This window comes from Arthrobacter sp. SO3 (genome assembly GCF_020532825.1).
Taxonomy (GTDB): Bacteria; Actinomycetota; Actinomycetes; order Actinomycetales; family Micrococcaceae; genus Arthrobacter.
The window spans coordinates 1-19976 of record NZ_MQTS01000024.1; the positions used below are offsets into that span (position 1 = coordinate 1).

A 19976-nucleotide genomic window follows, 5' to 3' on the forward strand; every position below is an offset into this window, starting at 1 on the left:
CGCCGAGACGCTGCACTGCCAGGGCTAGCCAGAGCTGCACCCGGTCCGAGGTCTGGGCCGGGTCGTAGCCGGTGAGCTCGGTGATCTGCGCGAGCCGGTAGCGGACCGTGTTCCGGTGCAGCGTGAGGGCCTCGGCCACGGCGGCCACCGAGCCGTTGTTGTTCAGGTAGCTCTCCAGCGTGGCCATCAGCTCGGCGCCGTGGGCGGCATCGAAGGTCCGGAGCGGATTGAGCGCCTCGCTGGCCATGTCCGCCAGCGGCACGTCCTCGCTGGCCAGCAGCAGCGAGGTCAGGCTCAGCCGCTCGGGTTCGTTCACGGGCAGGCCGTGGCTTGCCGCGTCGCGGGCTTCGAAGTAGCTCCAGCGCAGCCCGTTGGGCTTGGTGTAGGCCCCGCCGATCCCGATCGTGGCGTGGATCCCGGCCTCGGCCAGGTGGTCGCTGAGGCTCCGGGCCAGCGCGCTGGCGCCGCTGCCGTCGTCGGGCACCACCGCCACCAGGTCCTTGCCGACGACGGCGCTCACCGACTTCTCCAGCGGCTGCGGCAGCGAGGAGGTGCCGAGCTGTTTGAAGTGCGCGGCGGACTCGGCGAGCAGGACCACGTTCCGGCGGGTGCTGTTGACCCCGATTCCGGCGAGCCGCCGGGTGGCTTCGCTGGGCTCCAGGGTCCCGTGGATCACGTCCTCGAGGACCTGCCCGGCCAGGGCGCGCTGGGACTGGCGCTGCTTGACCATGTTGTTGAGCTCGACGCTGATCAGGTTCTGGGCGTAGCCGACGATCCCCGAGTCCTCGAAGGGCTGCTTGACCCACAGCGTGCACGCGTCGCGGCGGCCGGTGGGGATCGGGAAGGAGGCCCAGCCCTCGGCGCTCGGCGCAGGATCGCCGGGGACGCTGTTGTAGAGCTGGGCGGTGAACTGGGTCATCACGATGTCGGTGCGCAGCATGGAACCGAGGTGCTTGAGGAGCTCGGCGAGGCCGCCGCCGGTGAGCAGGGCCCGGGCCAGGATCTGGTGCCCGGCGATGAGCCGCTCCAGCTTGGTGAAGTGGTCCGCGGACTGGGCATCGGCGACGAGCTTGCCGATCGCGATGAACGGCGTCTCATACGGCACCTCGACCACCGGCAGCCCCCAGCGGTTGGCCTCGGCAATCAGGGCCGGCGGCACGGCGTCGTGCGTCAGGCCGATCCCGAACCCGATTCCCACCGCCCCGGCGCGCTGGACCTGGCGCACGAAGCGGCGCTGTTCCGGGGCGCTCTTGAGCCGCATGCCGGTCGTGAGGATCAGTTCGCCGCCGTTGAGGAAGCGCTGCGGGTCCTCCTGCTCCGTGACTGCCACCCAGACAATGTCCTGGTGCCAGGTGGTTTCAGCGAGGCCGGCCTTGACGAGTTTAAGGGATGGCACCGCCAGCAGGGCAGCAAGTGAAATGGCCATGGAATCAGGATAACCGGGTGCTGGTCAAGCGCACTAAAATATGGCGACAACGGTGTGCAGGTGACTATTCCCCGGGGTTGACCGGCTGGCATAGGCTCGGAGCAGTCTCATTGGGTCCTTTTCAGCGCGAAAGAGGTTGCACACCGTGGTACAAACCTTGCAGAACTTCATCAACGGCGAGTTCGTCACCCCCGCCGGCACCGCGATGCTGGACATCGTCAACCCCACCAACGGCGACGTCGTTGCGAAGTCGCCGGTCTCGGTGCAGGCCGACGTCGACGCCGCCATGACCGCCGCGAAGGACGCCTTCAAAAGCTGGAAGCGCACGACGCCGGGGCAGCGCCAGCTCATGCTGCTCAAGCTCGCCGACGCCGTCGAGGCGAACAGCGACGAGCTCGTCGACGCCCAGCACCGCAACACCGGCCAGGTCCGCTCGCTGATCGCCTCCGAGGAGGTTGCCGCCGGCGCCGACCAGCTGCGCTTCTTCGCCGGCGCCGCCCGCATCATGGAGGGCAAGTCCGCCGGAGAATACTTCGAGGGCCACACCTCCTACGTCCGGCGCGAACCGATCGGCGTCGTCGCGCAGGTCGCGCCCTGGAACTACCCGTTCCTGATGGCCATCTGGAAGATCGGCCCCGCCCTGGCCGCGGGCAACACCATCGTGCTCAAACCCTCGGACACCACCCCGGAGTCCACCCTGGTCCTGGCCCGCCTCGCCGGCGGGATCTTCCCGGCCGGCGTGCTCAACGTCGTCCTGGGCACCGGCGAGACCGGCGCCCTGATGGTGGAGCACAAGGTCCCCGGCCTCGTCTCGATCACCGGCTCCGTCCGGGCCGGCATCGCCGTCGCCTCCGGCGCCGCGAAGGGCCTCAAGCGCGCCCACCTGGAGCTCGGCGGCAAGGCCCCCGCCGTCGTTTTCGCCGACGCCGACATCAAGAAGAGCGCCGCGGCCATCGCCGAGTTCGCCTTCTTCAACGCCGGCCAGGACTGCACCGCGATCGCCCGCGTGCTGGTCCAGGACACCGCCTACGACGACCTCGTGGCGGCCCTCGTGGAGCACACGAAGACGCTCCGCACCGGCTCGCAGAACGACGAGGACAACTACTTCGGCCCGCTGAACAACGTCAACCACTTCAATACGGTCAAGGCCCTGGTGGAGTCCCTCCCGGCCAACTGCCGGATCGAGACCGGCGGCCACCAGGCCGGGGAGAAGGGGTTCTTCTTCGAGCCCACCATCGTCACCGGCGCCAAGCAGAGCGACGACATCGTGCAGAAGGAAGCCTTCGGCCCGGTGATCACGGTGCAGAAATTCAGCACCGAGGAGGAGGCCGTGGAGCTGGCGAACGACGTCGACTACGCCCTCGCCTCCAGCGTCTGGACCTCCAACCACGGCACGGCCATGCGCCTGAGCCGCGACCTGGACTTCGGCGCCGTCTGGATCAACACCCACATCCTCCTGACCGCCGAAATGCCGCACGGCGGCTTCAAGCAGTCCGGCTACGGCAAGGACCTCTCCATGTACGGCGTGGAGGACTACACCCGCATCAAGCACGTTATGAGTGCGCTGGACGCCTAGCCCCCACCGGCGCCCTAACCTCGCTCCGCTTCGGCCAGGGAACCCTGCCGGCGTGGCCCCATTCAGTCAAGAAAGGCTTTCCCATGACCAGCACCGCCTATGACATCACCTACCGTCTGGAGCAGAAGCGCCGCGTCCAGGCCGACTTCCCGGGCCCGAAGTCCCTCGCCCTGACCGAACGCCGCAAGGCCGTGGTCGCCGCCGGCGTCGCGTCCAGCGTCCCCGTGTTTGTCGCCGACGCCGACGGCGGCATCATCCACGACGTCGACGGCAACTCCTTCATCGACCTGGGCTCCGGAATTGCCGTGACCAGCGTCGGCGCCTCCGACCCTGCCGTCGTCGGCGCGGTCAAGGAAGCCGTGGAGCACTTCACCCACACCTGCTTTATGGTCACGCCCTACGAAGGCTATGTGGCCGTCGCCGAGCAGCTGAACCGCCTCACGCCCGGTGACCACGAGAAGCGCACCGTGCTGTTCAACTCCGGCGCCGAAGCCGTGGAAAACGCCGTCAAGGTGGCCCGCCTCGCCACCGGCCGCGACGCCGTCGTCGCCTTCGACCACGCCTACCACGGCCGCACCAACCTGACCATGGCGCTGACCGCCAAGGCCATGCCCTACAAGACCAACTTCGGACCGTTCGCGCCCGAGATCTACCGCATGCCGATGAGCTACCCGTACCGCGAGGAAAACCCGGAGATCACCGGCGCCGAGGCCGCCAAGCGCGCCATCAGCATGATCGAGAAGCAGATCGGCGGCGAGCAGGTCGCCGCGATCATCATCGAACCCATCCAGGGCGAGGGCGGCTTCATCGTCCCGGCCGAGGGATTCCTGCCGGCGCTGGCCGCGTGGGCCAAGGACAAGGGCATCGTCTTCATCGCCGACGAGGTCCAGTCCGGGTTCTGCCGCACCGGTGAATGGTTCGCCGTGAACCACGAGGGCGTCATCCCCGACATCATCACCATGGCCAAGGGCATCGCCGGCGGCATGCCGCTCTCCGCCATCACCGGCCGCGCCGAACTGCTCGACGCCGTCCACCCGGGCGGCCTCGGCGGCACCTACGGCGGCAACCCGGTGGCGTGCGCCGCGGCGCTGGCGTCCATCGGCTCGATGGAGATGTACGGCCTCAACGCCCGTGCCAGGCACATCGAGGAGATCGCCCTCGGCAAGCTGCGCGAACTGGCAACTGAACTTTCTGATAGTTCGGTCATCGGCGATGTCCGCGGCCGCGGCGCGATGCTGGCCATCGAACTGGTCCAGGCCGGCTCGAAGGAACCGAACCCGGAACTGACCAAGGCCGTGGCCGCGGCGTGCCTCAAGGAAGGTGTCATCATCCTCACCTGCGGCACCTACGGCAACGTCATCCGGCTGCTGCCGCCGCTGGTCATCAGCGACGAGCTGCTGCTGGACGGCCTCCAGGTCCTGGCCTCGGCCATCAAGGCGAACGCCTGACAGATCCGGTCAGCCGGCCTAAACGCCGATACAACGCAGCAGAGCTGCGGACGAACCGTCCGCGGCTCTGCTGTTTTAACCGGCGCTGATCCCTCCACCGGGCCTGCAGTTTCCAAGCGGCTCCGCGTCCTCTAATCGGCTCAGCGCCGCCAACCCGCGCTATTTCCAGTAACTGGCGTCAAGCTGGACCGCGACAACGTACAGGTGCTGGCCACCTTCAATCTTCTCGACCTCGTAGACCCGCACCTTCGTCTCCGGCACCGTACCCGTCGGCCTGCCGACGCCGATCCCGTAGGTGAGGACGCCCTCGAAGTCCCCGGCCGGGGCGTAGCTGGTGAGCGCCGGGTAGCCGATGGAAGGGGCGGGTGCGCTGGTGATGGAGCTGGCCGTGCCGTCCTCCGTGTGCGCCTGGGCTCCGTGGAACACCACCTTGAGGATGGCTCCGGTGCCGGGCATGGGAACAGGGAGTCCGCTGGCGTCGGCGATCAGTTCGGGCACAAATTCGACGTTGTAGCTTGGGAAGCCGCCCTGGAACCGGAAGCTCAGCTGGTCGTAGGGCGGAGTGTCCGCGGGGTGCATCCCGGCTCCGATGGCATACAGGGTGGGCAGGGGCGCGGCCGGCGGCGGGGAAAGCGGAACCGGGTTCTCATGCGTGGCATTGAACGGCTGGCCCGGGCCCGGCCAGGTCCAGTCGAGGGCGACCGTGGAGGCGATCACCTTGTCGCCCGACTGCGGCGGCGCCGTTTCGTCAGAGTCGGCCGGCACCGTGGCGGACGCGGTGGCGGACGCCGAAGGGGCCGCCGTCGACGTGGCAGGGGAGGGCGAAGGCGCGCTGGAGGACGTAGCTGGCTGGCTGGTGCCGCCGGGTGGTGGGGTGGACGGACTGCAGGCGGTGAGGGCCAGCAGCAGGGCCAGCATCCCCACCCCGGCGTTCCGTGCACTGATGTGGATATTCCCCGTGTTAATGGCGCTCATGATGCGCTCCCCTCGACCCTGCCAGCCTAGGGACGGGTGATTGCCCTGCTCAGGGCCGAAAGTCACGAACTGCCACGGCCAATTCCGGGTCCCGCTGGGCTAGAGTCGTTCCTACCACTGCAGGAACGCAGACCGGCCGACGTCGCCCGGAACCCCCGGAGCCAAGCTGGCTTCTGCCACAGACCCATAAGGGGTTCATACATGCGATACGTAGTTGGCTACACACCCACCGACCGCGGCGCCGACGCCGTCGCACTGGCCTCCGCGATGGCCCGCGCCCAGGGCGCGCACCTTGACCTCGTCTACGTCGTGGACCGGCGCACCCCCTACGTCGCGATGAATCCGGAGGGAAGCCGGGTCAGCGCCGCGGAGCAGGAAGTCCTCAGCGCGGAACGGGAGGGCCTCTCGCTCATCCCCAAGGACATCGAGGCCCGGTTCCACGTCCGCCAGGCCGACTCGCACGCCGCCGGCCTCATCGACGCGGCCCAGGAATACAAGGCCGGCCTGATCGTCGTGGGCGCCGCCAGCTCAGGGCTGTTCAAGCGGTACACCATTGGCAGCGCGGCCAACGCCCTGCTCCACGCCTCGCCCGTTCCGGTGGCCTTGGCCCCCCGGGGCTACCACCGCACGGAGCCGATCTCGCGGCTGACCCTCGCGGTGGGCCAGCGCGCCGGTGCGGAGGCGGCGATCGACGTCGCGATCGAATCCGCGGAACGCCGCGGGGTCCCGCTGCGGCTGGTGTCCCTCGTGGAACTCGACGCCGAAGGGGACAGCGGCGAAAACATCAACGCGGCGCATGTCCACGCCAACACCGTCCTTACCGCGGCAGCCCACCGGCTCCCGGCCGGGCACCACGTCACGGTTGAAGTTGCCCACGGGCGCACGATTGAGGAAGCGATCGACGACCTCGAATGGGACGAGGGCGAGATCCTGATCGTGGGTTCGTCCCGCCTGGCGGAAAAGAACAAACTGTTCATCGGCAGCACCGCCCACAAGGTGCTCCTAGCCCTGCCGGTTCCCATGGTGGTGGTCCCGCGCGACTACGTGCGGATCGACACCAGCCCGGAGGACTGATAGCGCGGGAGAGCGACGCCGGCGGGGCACCCGCCCCGCCGGCCACTTGCGAGGCCACCTGCGCCAGCCCCCTGCGGCCGGCCGCCTGGGCGGCCGTCCGGGTGGACCGTGTGGTCAGTTTCAGGCGGTTACGCGGGCCAGTTTCCGGGTCACGGAGTTCTTCCGCGTGGTCAGCAGCATGTCCACGGTGAGCACCAGCAGCGCCAGCCAGACAACGCCGAAGCCGATCCACCGGTTGGTGGTCATGGGTTCGTGGAACACAGCCAGCGCCACGATGAACTGCAGTACGGGCGCGAAGTACTGCAGCAGGCCGATCATGGTCATCGGCAGGCGCCGGGCGGAGGCGCCAAAGAACAGCAACGGTACGGCGGTGATGATGCCCGACGCCGCGAGGAGCCAGAAGTGCGCGGGGCCGTGGGCAGCCAGCGTTGCGGCGCCGGTGAGCGCCAGGACCGTCATCGCGGCGGCGGCCACGGGCGCCAGGACAATCGTCTCGACCGTGAGGCTGGTGATCGAATCAGCGCGCGGGCCCACGCGCTTCTTGACGAAGCCGTAGAGGCCGAAGCTCAGGGCCAGGGTCAAAGCAATCCACGGCGGTTTGCCGTAGGAAACCGTCAGGACGCCCACGGCGATGAAGCCGATGACGACGGCGGCCCACTGCAGCGGCCGCAGTTTCTCCTTCAGCACCGCCACGCCCAGCAGGACTGAGACGAGCGGGTTGATGAAGTAGCCCAGCGAGGCTTCGACGGCCTGTCCGGTGGTCACGCCGTACACATAGGTCAGCCAGTTCACCGCGATCAGGACCGCGGCGATGATCAGCGGGAGGATCAGCATCCGGTTCCGGAAGGCGGCTCCCAGCACGCGCCAGGAGCGGGTGACGGTGATCAGCAGGGCGCAGAACAGCAGGGACCACAGCACCCGGTTGGCCACAATTTCCACCGCGCCGGCCGGCTGCAGCATGAAGAAGTAGAGCGGCATCAGCCCCCACAGGCCGTACGCGCCGATCCCGAAAATGATTCCCGCCGTCGTATCCGTGTCCACTGCCTTGAGGACGGCCGGCGGGCGCTGCGACGTTCCGCCGGGGGCAGCAGGACCCGGAGTGCTCAGCGCGGCAGGGGAGGGGGATCGGTCGGGGGTAGGCACAAGATCAATAACACCACCTTCGGAGCCCCTATTCCTGTCTTTCGGTCCCGATGCGCCCGGCGCCGGGCACCGGTCCCTGCGATGTCGGTCACGGGGGCGCCCGTTCGTCAGCGCGGACATTTAGAATAGGGGGATTGTGCGCTGCTTGAACTGGCGCTGCCGCTAAGACTCAGAAGGGCTCCCGGTGTCCAACTCGGCCGAAACCACGTCCAAACGTCCGCTCCGCGTTGCGATCGTCGGCGCCGGACCGGCCGGCGTCTACGCCGCTGACATCCTGACCAAGTCCAATGAAGTCAAGGACGGCGACTTCGAGGTCAGCATCGACCTCTTCGAGGCGTACCCGGCCCCGTACGGCCTGATCCGCTACGGCGTCGCACCGGACCACCCCCGGATCAAGGGGATCGTCAACGCGCTGCACAAAGTCCTGGACCGCGGCGACATCCGCTTCCTCGGCAACGTCGCCTACGGCCGCGACCTGACCCTGCACGACTTCCGAGCCTTTTACGACGCGGTGATCTTCTCCACCGGCGCCATCAGGGACGCGGACCTGGACATCCCCGGCGTCGGGCTTGAGGGGTCCTTCGGCGGGGCCGATTTCGTCTCCTGGTACGACGGGCACCCCGACGTTCCGCGCGACTGGCCGCTGGAGGCCAAGGAGATTGCGGTGATCGGCAACGGCAACGTGGCCCTCGATGTGGCGCGGATGCTGGTCAAGCACGCCGATGACTTGCTGGTCACGGAGATCCCGGACAACGTCTACCAGGCGCTCAAGAAGTCCCCGGTCACGGACGTGCACGTGTTCGGCCGCCGCGGGCCGGCCCAGGTCAAGTTCACGCCGCTGGAACTGCGTGAACTCTCGCACGCCCGGGACGTCGACATCGTCCTGTACCCGGAGGACTTCGAGTTCGACGAGGCCTCGGACGAAGCGATCCGCGGCAACAACCAGATCCGCACCATGGTCAACACCCTGACCAACTGGCTCGTCGAGGAACACGCCGAGGCCGAGGAACCGTCCTCCCGCCGCCTGCACCTGCACTTCCTGCATAGCCCGGTTGAGATCCACGACGACGCCGCGCACCCAGGCAAGGTCACCGGCATCAAGTTCGAACGTATGCAGCTGGACGGCACCGGCAACGTCAAGGGCACGGGGGAGTGCCTCGACTACCCGGTCCAGGCCGTCTACCGCGCGATCGGCTACCACGGCTCGCCGCTGGACGAACTCGAATACGACGCCCGCCGCGGCGTCATCCCCAACGAGGGCGGCCGGGTGCTCGACGCCGAAGGCAATCCTGTCCCGGGCATCTACGCGACCGGCTGGATCAAGCGCGGGCCCGTGGGCCTGATCGGGCACACCAAGGGCGACGCGCTGGAAACGATCGGCTTCCTGCTCGAGGACCGGCTGAACCTGCCGCCGGCGCAGAACCCGGATCCGCAGGCGATCATCGACCTCCTCGAGGAACGCGGGATCGAATACACCACCTGGGAAGGCTGGAACAAGCTTGACGCCCGCGAACTGGCCCTCGGCGCGGAGTGGTCCGCTTCCGGGGAGGCGAACGGCGTCGTGCGGGAACGCGTCAAGGTGGTTCCCCGCGAGGACATGGTGCAGATCTCCCGCGGCTAAGTGCTCTTGCGCGGCGCAGATTTCCTTGGGCCGCGCGAAAATGCGGGCGCTCCCGTATTCCGGCGTCGACAGCGCTTCGGCGCGTCGCGGAACCCATGGTGCGGCGCGGAGCCGTTTGCGCATCGCGGAGCCGATTACGCGTCATCGAGCCGGGCTGCCCGCTAACTCCGCGGCGACGGTTTCCCCGCGACGCGCAAAAACGCTGGCGCGTCCGTATTCCGGCGTCGACAGCGCCTTGGTGCAGCGCAGGACAATTGGCGCATCGCCGGACCGTTCGCGCGCGGCGCGGCCAGGCCCTGCCAACCCCTGGAGGTTTCCGGCCGGCGCCAGCTCTGGCGGGGGCCCGGAACGCCCCGTAGAGTTGAGTGGACATGGCTGCCTCCGGCACGCCGTCGTGCCCGTCCGGTGGGAGTTCAATGAGGAATCTGATCCATCCGGCAGCTCGGTTCCCGCCCGCAGGCGGCCTCCCCGCCGAGCTGCGCCAGCAGTATGCCAGCGCCGGGCATGAGCAGCTGGACTCGCGGGGACTCGTGTTCCCGGCCGATCTGCAGCTGCCCGGCCTCAGCAGCCTGATCCAGGAGTCGTGGCGGCGTTCCGCGCAGTTGCACGCCAACCCGGACAACCCCGAGGCCCCGCTGGCCATGGACACCGAAGAACTCGAAGAGTACCGGCGCCAGCACCCGCTGGCCGCCATTATGCCGGTCATCCACAAGCTCCTGGTCCTGCCCAGCCACGACAGCGGCATGCTGGTGGCCGTGGGGGACGAAGTGGGCCGGCTGCTCTGGGTCGAGGGAGATGCCGAGATGCGACGCCGGGCCGAAGGCATGATGTTCGTCCCCGGGGCCGACTGGTCCGAAGCCACCGTGGGTACCAGTGCCCCCGGCACGGCCCTGGCCCTGGGCCGCGGCATCCAGATCTCCGGCGCCGAACACTACAAACGCTCCGTCCACCCCTGGAGCTGCACGGCCGTGCCCTTCCACGATCCGGATTCCGGAGCCCTCCTCGGCGTCGTCGACATCACCGGCACCGAGTCCGCCGTCGCCCCGCACACCCTGTCACTGGTCGAGGCCACCGTGGCCGCCGCCCAGGCGCACCTCCGTGTGGAGCGGCTCCAGCTCGCGGCCGCCAAACAGTCTTCGCCTGCCCGACGCCGGAGCCCCGCCTCCGCCGCGGCGGCCCGGGACGGCGACGGTGGGGCCGGCAGCCTGTACCGCAACAGCCTCCAGCTCCTCGGCCGGGACCAGGCGCTGCTGAGCATCGACGGCCGCACCGTGGCGCTGTCCGCCCGGCACAGCGAAATCCTGGCCCTGCTCAGCACCCACCCGGAAGGGCTCAGCGCCGAGGAACTCTGCGCCCTCCTGTACGAGGGCGACGCGTCCACCATGACCCTGCGGGCCGAGATGGTCCGCCTGCGCAAGGTCCTCCAGCAGCTCAACCCGGGGGCTGTGCCGCAGTCACGGCCCTACCGGCTGCCGCTGGACCTGGTGCCGGACTCCGGCCAGGTCCTGAGCTGCCTGCAGCGGGGATCCCACCGGATCGCCCTGGAGATCTACCGCGGCGCCGTCCTGCCCCGCTCCGAGGCCCCCGGCATCGCCGAGCTGCGGACCCGCGTCTCCTCCCTGCTCCGCGAGGCGGTGCTGACCGACGGCAGCGCCGAGTCGCTCCTGCGGTACGCCGAGCTTCCCGAGGCCAGGGACGACGTCGAGGTCCGGATCGCGGCGCTGAAACTGCTGCCGCCCCGCTCGCCCAAACGGGCCGCCATCGTCGCTGATCTGGAACGGCTCGAGACCGAACTCGGCGCCTGACCCGCGAGATCCCGCAGGAGTGACCCGGGTCACTCCGGTTGCAACCTGACTGCAACCTCCCCGCTCCTAGGCTGAACCCAACGGAGGCGCCAACAACTGGCCGCCACCCTCTTGCACAGCAAAGGAGCTGCAATGACTGTCTACGCACAGCCCGGTACCGAGGGCTCGAAGGTCACCTTCAAGGACCGCTACGAGAACTGGATCGGCGGCGAGTGGGTCGCCCCGGTCAAGGGCCAGTACTTCGAGAACATCACGCCCGTCACCGGCAAGGCCTTCTGTGAGGTCGCCCGCGGCACCGCTGAGGACATTGAGCTGGCGCTTGACGCCGCCCACAAGGTTGCCCCCTCCTGGGGCAAGACCTCCGTCGCCGAGCGCGCCGCCATCCTGAACAAGATCGCCGACCGTATTGACGAGAATCTCGAGATGCTCGCCGTCGCCGAGTCCTGGGACAACGGCAAACCGATCCGCGAAACCCTCAACGCGGACATCCCGCTCGCCGCCGACCACTTCCGCTACTTCGCCTCCGCCGTCCGCGCCCAGGAAGGCCGGCTGTCGCAGCTTGACGAGGACACCACCGCCTACCACTACCACGAGCCGCTCGGCGTCGTCGGGCAGATCATCCCCTGGAACTTCCCGATCCTGATGGCCGTCTGGAAGCTCGCCCCGGCGCTCGCTGCCGGCAACGCCGTCGTCCTCAAGCCGGCCGAGCAGACCCCGTCCTCGATCCTGGTCCTGATGGAACTCATCGGCGACCTGCTGCCGGCCGGCGTCCTGAACGTGGTCAACGGGTTCGGCGTCGAAGCCGGCAAGCCGCTGGCCTCCAGCCCCCGGATCCGCAAGATCGCGTTCACCGGCGAAACCTCCACCGGCCGCCTGATCAGCCAGTACGCCAGCCAGAACCTGATCCCGGTCACGCTGGAACTGGGCGGCAAGAGCCCCAACATCTTCTTCAACGACGTCGCCGACACCAACGACGCGTTCTACGACAAGGCACAGGAAGGCTTCACACTCTTCGCCTTCAACCAGGGCGAAGTCTGCACCTGCCCGTCCCGCGCCCTGGTCCAGGAGGAAATCTACGACTCCTTCATGGCCGACGCCGTGGCCCGGGTCGAGAAGATCATCCAGGGCAACCCGCTGGACACCGAAACCCAGCTGGGCGCCCAGGCCTCCAACGACCAGCTGGAAAAGATCCTCTCCTACATCGACATCGGCAAGCAGGAGGGCGCCAAGATCCTCACCGGCGGCGCCCGCGCCGAAATGCCCGGGGACCTGGCCGGCGGCTACTACATGCAGCCGACCATCTTCGAAGGACACAACAAGATGCGGATCTTCCAGGAGGAAATCTTCGGCCCGGTGGTGTCCGTGACCCGCTTCAGCGACTACAACGACGCGATGGGCATCGCCAACGACACCCTCTACGGCCTCGGCGCCGGCGTCTGGTCCCGTAACGGCAACGTCGCCTACCGTGCCGGCCGCGAGATCCAGGCCGGCCGCGTGTGGGTGAACAACTACCACGCCTACCCGGCGGGCGCTGCGTTCGGCGGCTACAAGTCCTCCGGCATCGGCCGCGAGAACCACGCGATGATGCTGGACCACTACCAGCAGACCAAGAACCTCCTGGTCAGCTACAACGAGAACAAGCTCGGCTTCTTCTAAGCCGCACCAAACCCGGGCGGGGCGGATCGGAAAAGATCCGCCCCGCCCGTACCACGTGTGCACCCACGCGGAAGGACGCCATGCACACGCCTGTTAGCTGCACCCATGTTCGATGACGCAAGGATTTCGCTATGACGACGACAACGACGACGACGACAATGCAAGCCGCGGTGGTAACCGAATTCGGCAAGGACCTCCAGATCCAGACCCTCCCCGTTCCCGTGCCGGGCCGCGGCCAGGCTCTCGTCAAGGTGCTGACCACCGGCGTCTGCCACACCGACCTCCACGCCGCGGAAGGCGACTGGCCGGTCAAGCCGACCCCGCCGTTCATCCCCGGCCACGAAGGCGTCGGCGAGGTGGTTGCCCTCGGTGAGGGCGTCACCGACCTGGCCGTCGGGGACCTCGTCGGCAACGCCTGGCTCTGGTCCGCCTGCGGCGATTGCCAGTACTGCCGCACCGGCTGGGAAACCCTGTGCGAGGCGCAGCAGAACGCCGGCTACAGCGTTGACGGTTCCTTCGGCGAGTACATGCTGGTGGACACACGCTTCGCCGCACGGATCCCGGCCGGCTCGGACCCCGTCGAGGTGGCCCCGGTGCTTTGCGCCGGAGTGACCGTCTACAAGGGACTCAAGATGACCGAGGCCCGGCCCGGCCAGTGGGTCACGATCTCGGGCATCGGCGGCCTCGGCCACATCGCCGTCCAGTACGCGGTGGCCATGGGCCTCCGGGTTGCTGCGGTGGACATCGCCGACGACAAGCTCGCCCTGGCCAAGAAGCACGGTGCGGAACTGACCGTCAATGCCCTGCACGAAGATCCCGCCGAAGTCATCCAGCGCGAAACCGGAGGTTGCCATGGAGTCCTGGTCACTGCAGTGCACCCGTCAGCATTCGGCCAGGCGATCGGGATGGCCCGCCGCGGCGGAACGATTGTGTTCAACGGCCTGCCGCCGGGTGATTTCCCGGCACCGATCTTCGAGATTGTGCTCAAGGGCCTGACCGTCCGCGGCTCCATCGTGGGAACCCGCCAGGACCTGGCCGAGGCGCTGGAATTCTACGCCGAGGGCAAGATCCACCCCACGGTCTCCACCCGGGAGCTTTCCGAAGTGAATGCCGTCCTCGATGAAATGAAGCACGCCAAGATCGACGGCCGCGTGGTCATCAAGTACTGATGGCTATCACGTACTGAAGCAGAAAGGACTCTGATGCCACCGACCAAGCTCGACGCCGCCGTGACCGTTCCCGGGGAGGACTTCTCCCGGGTGGCGCTCACCCAGGAAGCGGTGGAACTGCTGCGCAAGCTGTGGCTCCAGCACGGACCGCTGATGTTCCACCAGTCCGGCGGCTGCTGCGACGGCTCCTCGCCGATGTGCTATCCGGCCGGGGAGTTCATCACCGGCGACTCGGATGTGCAGCTGGGCCTGTTCGATATTTCCGACGGGCTGCAGCCGCAGCCGATTGAGTTCTGGATGTCGAAGGAGCAGTTCAATTACTGGAGCCACACCCACCTCACCGTGGACGTGGTGCCGGGCCGGGGGAGCGGTTTCTCGGTCGAGGCGCCGGAAGGCAAACGGTTCCTGATCCGGTCCACACTGATGGACTGGCCGGTCTAAACCGGAGCTGGTGAGGCGCGGGCGGGCCGTGCAGGGAAACCTGCACGGCCCGCTTTTTGCGTCTCACTATTCCCGCGTCTCGCCATCCTGCGTCTCACCATGTGGGACAAATCGGGCCGTCCAGTGGATGGACACTACTATAGATAGGTCTGTTTCCTACCCAGCTACCGAGATTTTGGATTTTCCTATGAACCTATTCCGGACCAAGTCGATCGAGCAGTCCATGTCGGACGCCGATGAACCGGGACGAAAGCTGAAGCGCTCGCTCAGCTCCTGGGACCTGATGATCATGGGCGTCGCCGTTGCTGTCGGCGCCGGCATCTTCTCGGTCGGCGCCAAGGCTGCAGCGAACTTCGCCGGCCCGGCCGTGACCCTGTCCTTCGCCATTGCTGCCATCACGTGTGCGCTGGCGATCATGTGCTACGCCGAATTCGCCACGGCCATCCCCGTCGCCGGCTCCGCGTATGTCTTCACCTACGCCACCATGGGCGAGCTGCTGGCCTGGATCATCGGCTGGAACCTCATCCTCGAGCTGTTCACCGCCGGTGCGGTGATCGCCAAGTACTGGGGCATTTACCTCAGTAAGGTGTTCGCGCTCATGGGCGTGGACATTCCGCCGTCGATCTCCCTGGGCGGGGTGGACCTTTACTGGGGCGCCTTCCTGATCGTTGCCGTCTTCACCGTGCTGCTGGTGCTGGGGACGAAGCTGTCCGCCCGCGTCGGCAACGTCTTCACTCTGATCAAGATCGCCGTCGTCCTCTTTGTGATCGTGGTGGGCTTCAGCTACGTGAAGTTCGAGAACTACGCTCCGTTCGTGCCGACCTCCCAGCCGACCGGCGGCACCGGCGCCGCCGACGTCATGAAGCAGTCCTTCTTCGGCTTCCTCACCGGCGCTGCCCCGGCACAGTACGGCACCCTCGGCATCTTCGCCGGCGCCGCCCTGGTGTTCTTCGCGTTCATCGGCTTTGACGTGGTGGCCACCTCGGCCGAGGAGGTCAAGAACCCGCAGAAGACCCTGCCCCGCGGCATCTTCGGCGGCCTCGCCGTCGTCACCGTGCTCTACATCCTGGTGTCCCTGGCGCTGACCGGCATGGTGTCCTACACCGAGCTGGCCGAGGCCAAGAACCCGACCCTCACCACCGCCTTTGAGGCCGTGGGCAACACCGACGCCGCCAAGGTCATCGCTTTCGGCTCCCTCGTGGGCCTGACCACCGTGATCATGGTGCTGCTGATGGGCCTCTCCCGCGTGGTGCTGGCCATGAGCCGCGACGGGCTGCTGCCGCGCTCGCTGTCCAAGACCAGCACCATCCGTGCGACGCCGGTCCGCCTGCAGATCATCTGCGGCGCCGCCGTGGCGGTTGTCGCCGGGCTCACCAAGGTGGACCTGCTGGAGGAAATGATCAACATCGGCACGCTGTCCGCCTTCGTGACGGTGAGCATCGGCGTGCTGGTGCTGCGCAAGAAGCGTCCGGACCTGAAGCCCGCCTTCCGGGTGCCGTTCGGCAAGGTGCTCCCCATCATCTCGGCCGTCCTGTGCCTGTACCTCATGACCAACCTTGCGGTGGAGACCTGGATCTTCTTCGCCGGCTGGCTCGTGATCGGCATCATCATCTACTTCTCCTACGGCCAGCGCCACTCCCGGCTGAACGAGAAGTTCGCCGAGGCCAGGGTCTCCGTCAACGGCCCCGCCGAGGCCGCTTCCGCCGGCAACACCGACGCCGAGGCTACGAAGAACAAGGCCGCGGAGAACGAGGACACCTTCACCCGCGCCTAGACGGCCAACGCCCGGTCCTGAGACATCGAGGTCGCCGGAGCCGCACCCAGTCGCTGAAAGCTTCCGGCGACTGGGGCGCGGCTCCGGCGACTTCGGCGTTTGGCCGCCCGGATTCGACGCTTCCAGCCCGGCTCGACGGTCCTGCCACTGCAACGCGGGGTCACTTACGGCCCATCACACCGCGGCGGATGGGCCGTAGGTGACCCCGCGTTGTTCTTTGTGGGGCGCGACGGGCTGTCTCATAGCTGTAACAATGGCTCCTGTGTGGTTGACCTCACACTAGGTTTAGATCAGACTTAATTTGAACGTCTGTTCGAAGAGCGAACATTTACAGGTTTGGGGGCTTGTCACTCCCATGCCAATGGGCACATAGGAGTGAACATGAAACGTCGTTTTATTGCCATTTTGGCAGCCGCATCCGTTCTGGGACTGTCGGCCTGCGGAAGTGGCTCGCCCAGCTCCACGGGCGGCGGAACAGCCTCGGCCGGCGCCTCCGGAGGTGCGGGCCTGACCAAGGTTAGTGTCGGAGTCATTCCGATCGTAGACTGCGCCCCCATCTACCTCGGCGACAAGCAGGGCTTCTTCAAGGATGAGGGACTCCAGCTGGACATCCAGACCGCCACCGGCGGCGCGGCGATCGTCCCCGGCGTCGTCAGCGGCAGCTTCGACTTCGCCTTCTCCAATCTGATCTCGGTCATGGTCGCCAAGGACAAGGGCCTCGACCTGAAGTTTGTCGCCAATGGCGCGTCGACCACCGGTGAGGCAGGCAAGGATATCGGCGGCGTCGTTGTGCCGGCAGGATCGGACATCCAGTCCGCGAAGGACCTCGCCGGCAAGACCGTCTCGGTGAACAACCTCTCCAACATTGGCGACACCACGATCAAGTCGGCCGTCGAAAAGGACGGCGGGGACCCCAAGAGCGTGAAGTTCGTCGAGGTGGCCTTCCCGGACGCCCCGGCGGCCCTGGCCAATAAGCAGGTCGACGCGGCGTGGATCCTCGAGCCCTTCCTGTCCAAGGCTGTGGCCGAGGGCGGCAAGGTGGTTTCGTGGAACTTTGTCGAGATGAGCCCGGAGCTGGATATCGCCGGCTACTTCACCAAGTCGGACACCATCAAGAACAAGGCTGATCTCACGCAGAAGTTCACCCGGGCCATGAACAAGTCGCTCGAATACGCGCAGCAGCACCCGCAGGAAGTCCGCGACATCGTGGGCACCTACACCAAGATCGACGATGCCGCCCGGGCCAAGATCGTGCTGCCGCGGTACCGGGTCGACTTCAACAAGGAAGCGTTCAAGACCCTCGGCGACGCCGCCGCCAACTACGGCACGCTGAGCAAGGCTCCGAACGCAGACGAACTCCTCCCGTGAGTTCCCGGACTCCAGCCTCCGGCGGTGCTGCTCCCAGCGTGGAACGGCACCGCCGGCAGGCCCGCAAGATCCCAACAAAACAACTGCTCGGCCTCGCGGGGATCCTGGGTTTTTTGCTCACCTGGGAGCTCATTCCCCGGCTCGGCATCATCAACGCGAACTATCTGCCGCCCGCCAGCGAAGTCATCGCCGCCCTGGTGGTCGACTTCGGACTCACGGCATTCTGGGTGTCGGTGGGCGAGACCATGAAGGCCTGGTTCCTGGGCCTGCTGATGGCCGTGGCGGCAGCCGTGCTGCTTGGCTTCATCATCGGCTCCAGCAACTTCCTGCGGAAAGCCACCAACTCCACGATTGAATTCCTGCGCCCGATCCCCTCGGTGGCCCTCATCCCGCTGGCCGTGCTGCTCTTCGGCGTGAAGATCGAGTCCTCGCTGCTACTGGTCGTGTATGCCGCCTTCTGGCAGGTCCTGATCCAGGTGCTGTACGGCGTGGCCGACGTCGATATGGTCGCCAACAATACGGCCAAGACGTACGGCCTGGGCAGGATGGCCCGGATCCGCTACGTAGTCTTTCCCACCGCCCTGCCGTACCTGATGACCGGCGTACGGCTCGCCGGCGCGGTGGCGCTGGTCCTGGCCATCACGGCGGAACTCGTTATCGGATCCCCGGGGCTCGGCCGGGAAATCGCACTGGCCCAGTCCGGCGGCGCCATCTCCGGCATGTACGCCCTGGTACTCGCCACCGGCCTGATCGGGGTGCTGATCAACCTGGTGATGCGCCTCATCGAAAAGAAGACCCTGGCCTGGCACTCGTCGGTCCGTTCCGAGGTGGTTGTATGAAGACCTTGAAGAATCTCGGCTACCTGCTGGGTCTGCCGATGCTGCTGATCCTGATCTGGTGGGCCGCCACCCTGGGGACGGTCAATTTCTTCGTCCCCACCCCGGCCAGCCTGGTCAAAACGTTCGGCGAGGTCTGGTTCAGTGAGCGTTTCTTCACGGATGTGCTGCCCAGCGTCGGGCGGCTCGTGGCGGGCGTCAGCGCGGCGATCGTGATCGGCGTCGTCGGCGGGGTCCTGATCGGTTCGGTCAGATGGCTCCGGTCGCTGCTGGAACCGACGCTGGAGTTTTTCCGCGCCATCCCGCCCCCGGTCCTGGTGCCGGTACTCATTCTGTTGATGGGCATCACCGACACCATGAAGGTCGCGGTGATCATCTCCGGCTGCGTCTGGCCGGTGCTGCTGAACACGATCGAGGGCGTCCGCGCCGTCGACCCGGTGCTCTCCGACTCCACCCACACCTACGGCATCGACGGCTGGGCACGTGTCCGGTACCTGGTGCTGCCGTCCGCCAGCCCGCAGATCATGGCCGGCGTGCGCCAGTCAATGTCCCTCGGGCTGATCCTGATGGTGATTTCCGAAATGTTCGCCTCGTCCTCGGGACTGGGCTTCACCATCGTCCAGTTCCAGCGTTCCTTCTCCATTCCGGAGATGTGGTCCGGCATCGTGGTGCTCGGACTACTGGGCGTCGGCATGTCATTCATCTTCCAGTGGGCCGAGCGGAACATCCTGCGCTGGTACCACGGCCAGAAAGAGGTAGAAAATGCAGCCTGACCCAACGCAAGCGGCCCCGGAAGCGATGCTCTCCGTCCGCGGGCTGAAGAAGGTGTATCAGACCGACGGCGGCGATGTGGAGGCCGTGCGGAACCTCACCTTCGACCTGCGCGCCGGGGAGCTGGCGTGCCTGGTGGGGCCCTCCGGGTCCGGTAAGACCACGTTGCTCAAATGCATCTCCGGGCTGATGTCCCCGACCGAGGGTGAAGTGCTGCTGGATGGCAAACGGGTGTCCGGGCCGCCGAAGAAGATGGCCGTAGTGTTCCAGGAGTACGGACGCTCGCTGTTCCCGTGGATGCGGGTCCGGGCCAACGTGGAACTGCCGCTGAAAAACCAGGGCGTCCCCAAGGCCGAACGCGACCGGCTCGTGGATGAGGCCCTGGAGGCCGTGGGCCTGTCCCACGTCCCGCGGTCCTACCCCTGGCAGCTCTCCGGCGGCATGCAGCAGCGCGTGGCGATTGCCCGCGCCATCGCCTACCAGCCCGAGGTCCTGCTGATGGATGAGCCGTTCGCGGCCGTGGACGCCCAGACCAGGGCGGACCTGGAGGACCTGATCCGCACCGTATGGAAGAAGCTGGGCATCACGGTCCTGTTCGTTACCCACGACATCGACGAATCCGTGTACCTCGGCGAGCGGGTCATCATCCTCTCAAGCTCCCCGACAGTGGTCCAGGAGGACATCACCATTGACCTGCCCGCGGACCGCGACCAGCTCGAGACGCGGTCCCTGCCGCGCTTTACCGAACTGCGCCACCACGTCTACGAGCAGATCCAGCTCGCCAAGAAGGGGCACCGCCCGGCCGCGGCGGGATCATCGGCCGCAGGTCCGACGCCGGCGACCGCCTCGGGCGCGGACGTCGCCTAGCCGGAAACACCAGTAGGGGCAGAAAC

At 67.1% G+C, this 19976-nt stretch carries 16 protein-coding genes; 13 read left to right on the top strand and 3 right to left on the bottom strand.

Annotated features, from left to right (window positions below; translation table 11 throughout):
• Positions 1-1426: PucR family transcriptional regulator (locus BJQ90_RS02975; protein WP_226758824.1), on the bottom strand; the 1426-nt coding region annotated here is incomplete at its 3' end.
• A 145-nt stretch (positions 1427-1571) separates the two neighbouring features.
• Here BJQ90_RS02975 and BJQ90_RS02980 point away from each other — a divergent pair.
• Positions 1572-3002, top strand: a complete 1431-nt coding sequence (locus BJQ90_RS02980; protein ID WP_226758825.1) for a gamma-aminobutyraldehyde dehydrogenase — start codon at positions 1572-1574, stop codon at positions 3000-3002.
• Positions 3003-3085: 83 nt separating this feature from the next.
• On the top strand, positions 3086-4450 hold the full coding sequence (gene gabT, locus BJQ90_RS02985) for a 4-aminobutyrate--2-oxoglutarate transaminase (protein WP_226758826.1): 1365 nt from the start codon (positions 3086-3088) through the stop codon (positions 4448-4450).
• 159 nt (positions 4451-4609) lie between these two features.
• On the opposite strand, the gene BJQ90_RS02990 is transcribed toward gabT, so the two are convergent.
• The gene (locus BJQ90_RS02990; RefSeq protein ID WP_226758827.1) at positions 4610-5425 is read right to left on the bottom strand and encodes a hypothetical protein; all 816 of its coding nucleotides are present in this window, start codon (positions 5423-5425) and stop codon (positions 4610-4612) included.
• Between the two features lie 201 nt (positions 5426-5626).
• On the opposite strand from BJQ90_RS02990, the gene BJQ90_RS02995 reads away from it, so the two are divergent.
• Complete coding sequence (locus BJQ90_RS02995; RefSeq protein WP_226758828.1) at positions 5627-6499, top strand: universal stress protein; 873 nt, start codon at positions 5627-5629, stop codon at positions 6497-6499.
• A gap of 120 nt (positions 6500-6619) precedes the next feature.
• Here BJQ90_RS02995 and rarD read toward each other — a convergent pair whose 3' ends face one another.
• Positions 6620-7642, bottom strand: a complete 1023-nt coding sequence (rarD, locus tag BJQ90_RS03000) for an EamA family transporter RarD (RefSeq protein ID WP_413463629.1) — start codon at positions 7640-7642, stop codon at positions 6620-6622.
• 184 nt (positions 7643-7826) lie between these two features.
• On the opposite strand from rarD, the gene BJQ90_RS03005 reads away from it, so the two are divergent.
• The 10 genes from BJQ90_RS03005 (at position 7827) to BJQ90_RS03050 (ending at position 19950) form a co-directional block, all read left to right on the top strand.
• Positions 7827-9263, top strand: coding sequence for an FAD-dependent oxidoreductase (locus BJQ90_RS03005; protein ID WP_226758829.1), 1437 nt, complete (start codon positions 7827-7829; stop codon positions 9261-9263).
• 416 nt (positions 9264-9679) lie between these two features.
• Complete coding sequence (locus tag BJQ90_RS03010) at positions 9680-11068, top strand: GAF domain-containing protein (protein ID WP_226758830.1); 1389 nt, start codon at positions 9680-9682, stop codon at positions 11066-11068.
• A 132-nt stretch (positions 11069-11200) separates the two neighbouring features.
• Positions 11201-12724 carry an aldehyde dehydrogenase family protein gene (locus BJQ90_RS03015; RefSeq protein ID WP_226758831.1) on the top strand — a complete coding sequence of 508 codons (1524 nt, stop codon included), beginning with the start codon at positions 11201-11203 and terminating at the stop codon, positions 12722-12724.
• Between the two features lie 158 nt (positions 12725-12882).
• Positions 12883-13893 carry an alcohol dehydrogenase AdhP gene (gene adhP, locus BJQ90_RS03020; protein ID WP_226758845.1) on the top strand — a complete coding sequence of 337 codons (1011 nt, stop codon included), beginning with the start codon at positions 12883-12885 and terminating at the stop codon, positions 13891-13893.
• 33 nt (positions 13894-13926) lie between these two features.
• Positions 13927-14334 (top strand): DUF779 domain-containing protein, encoded by a 408-nt coding sequence (locus BJQ90_RS03025; protein ID WP_226758832.1) that lies wholly within the window; start codon positions 13927-13929, stop codon positions 14332-14334.
• Between the two features lie 187 nt (positions 14335-14521).
• Entirely contained in the window at positions 14522-16108 is a 1587-nt protein-coding gene (locus BJQ90_RS03030) for an amino acid permease (protein WP_226758833.1), read from the top strand.
• 381 nt (positions 16109-16489) lie between these two features.
• Positions 16490-17476, top strand: a complete 987-nt coding sequence (locus tag BJQ90_RS03035) for an ABC transporter substrate-binding protein (protein ID WP_226758834.1) — start codon at positions 16490-16492, stop codon at positions 17474-17476.
• Positions 17473-18315 (top strand): ABC transporter permease, encoded by an 843-nt coding sequence (locus BJQ90_RS03040; RefSeq protein ID WP_226758835.1) that lies wholly within the window; start codon positions 17473-17475, stop codon positions 18313-18315. Before BJQ90_RS03035 ends, BJQ90_RS03040 begins: the two co-directional genes overlap by 4 nt.
• Positions 18312-19085 (top strand): ABC transporter permease, encoded by a 774-nt coding sequence (locus BJQ90_RS03045; protein WP_226758836.1) that lies wholly within the window; start codon positions 18312-18314, stop codon positions 19083-19085. Before BJQ90_RS03040 ends, BJQ90_RS03045 begins: the two co-directional genes overlap by 4 nt.
• Complete coding sequence (locus tag BJQ90_RS03050) at positions 19075-19950, top strand: ABC transporter ATP-binding protein (RefSeq protein ID WP_226758837.1); 876 nt, start codon at positions 19075-19077, stop codon at positions 19948-19950. The genes BJQ90_RS03045 and BJQ90_RS03050 overlap by 11 nt, the downstream gene beginning before the upstream one ends.
• The last annotated feature ends 26 nt before the right edge of the window (positions 19951-19976 follow it).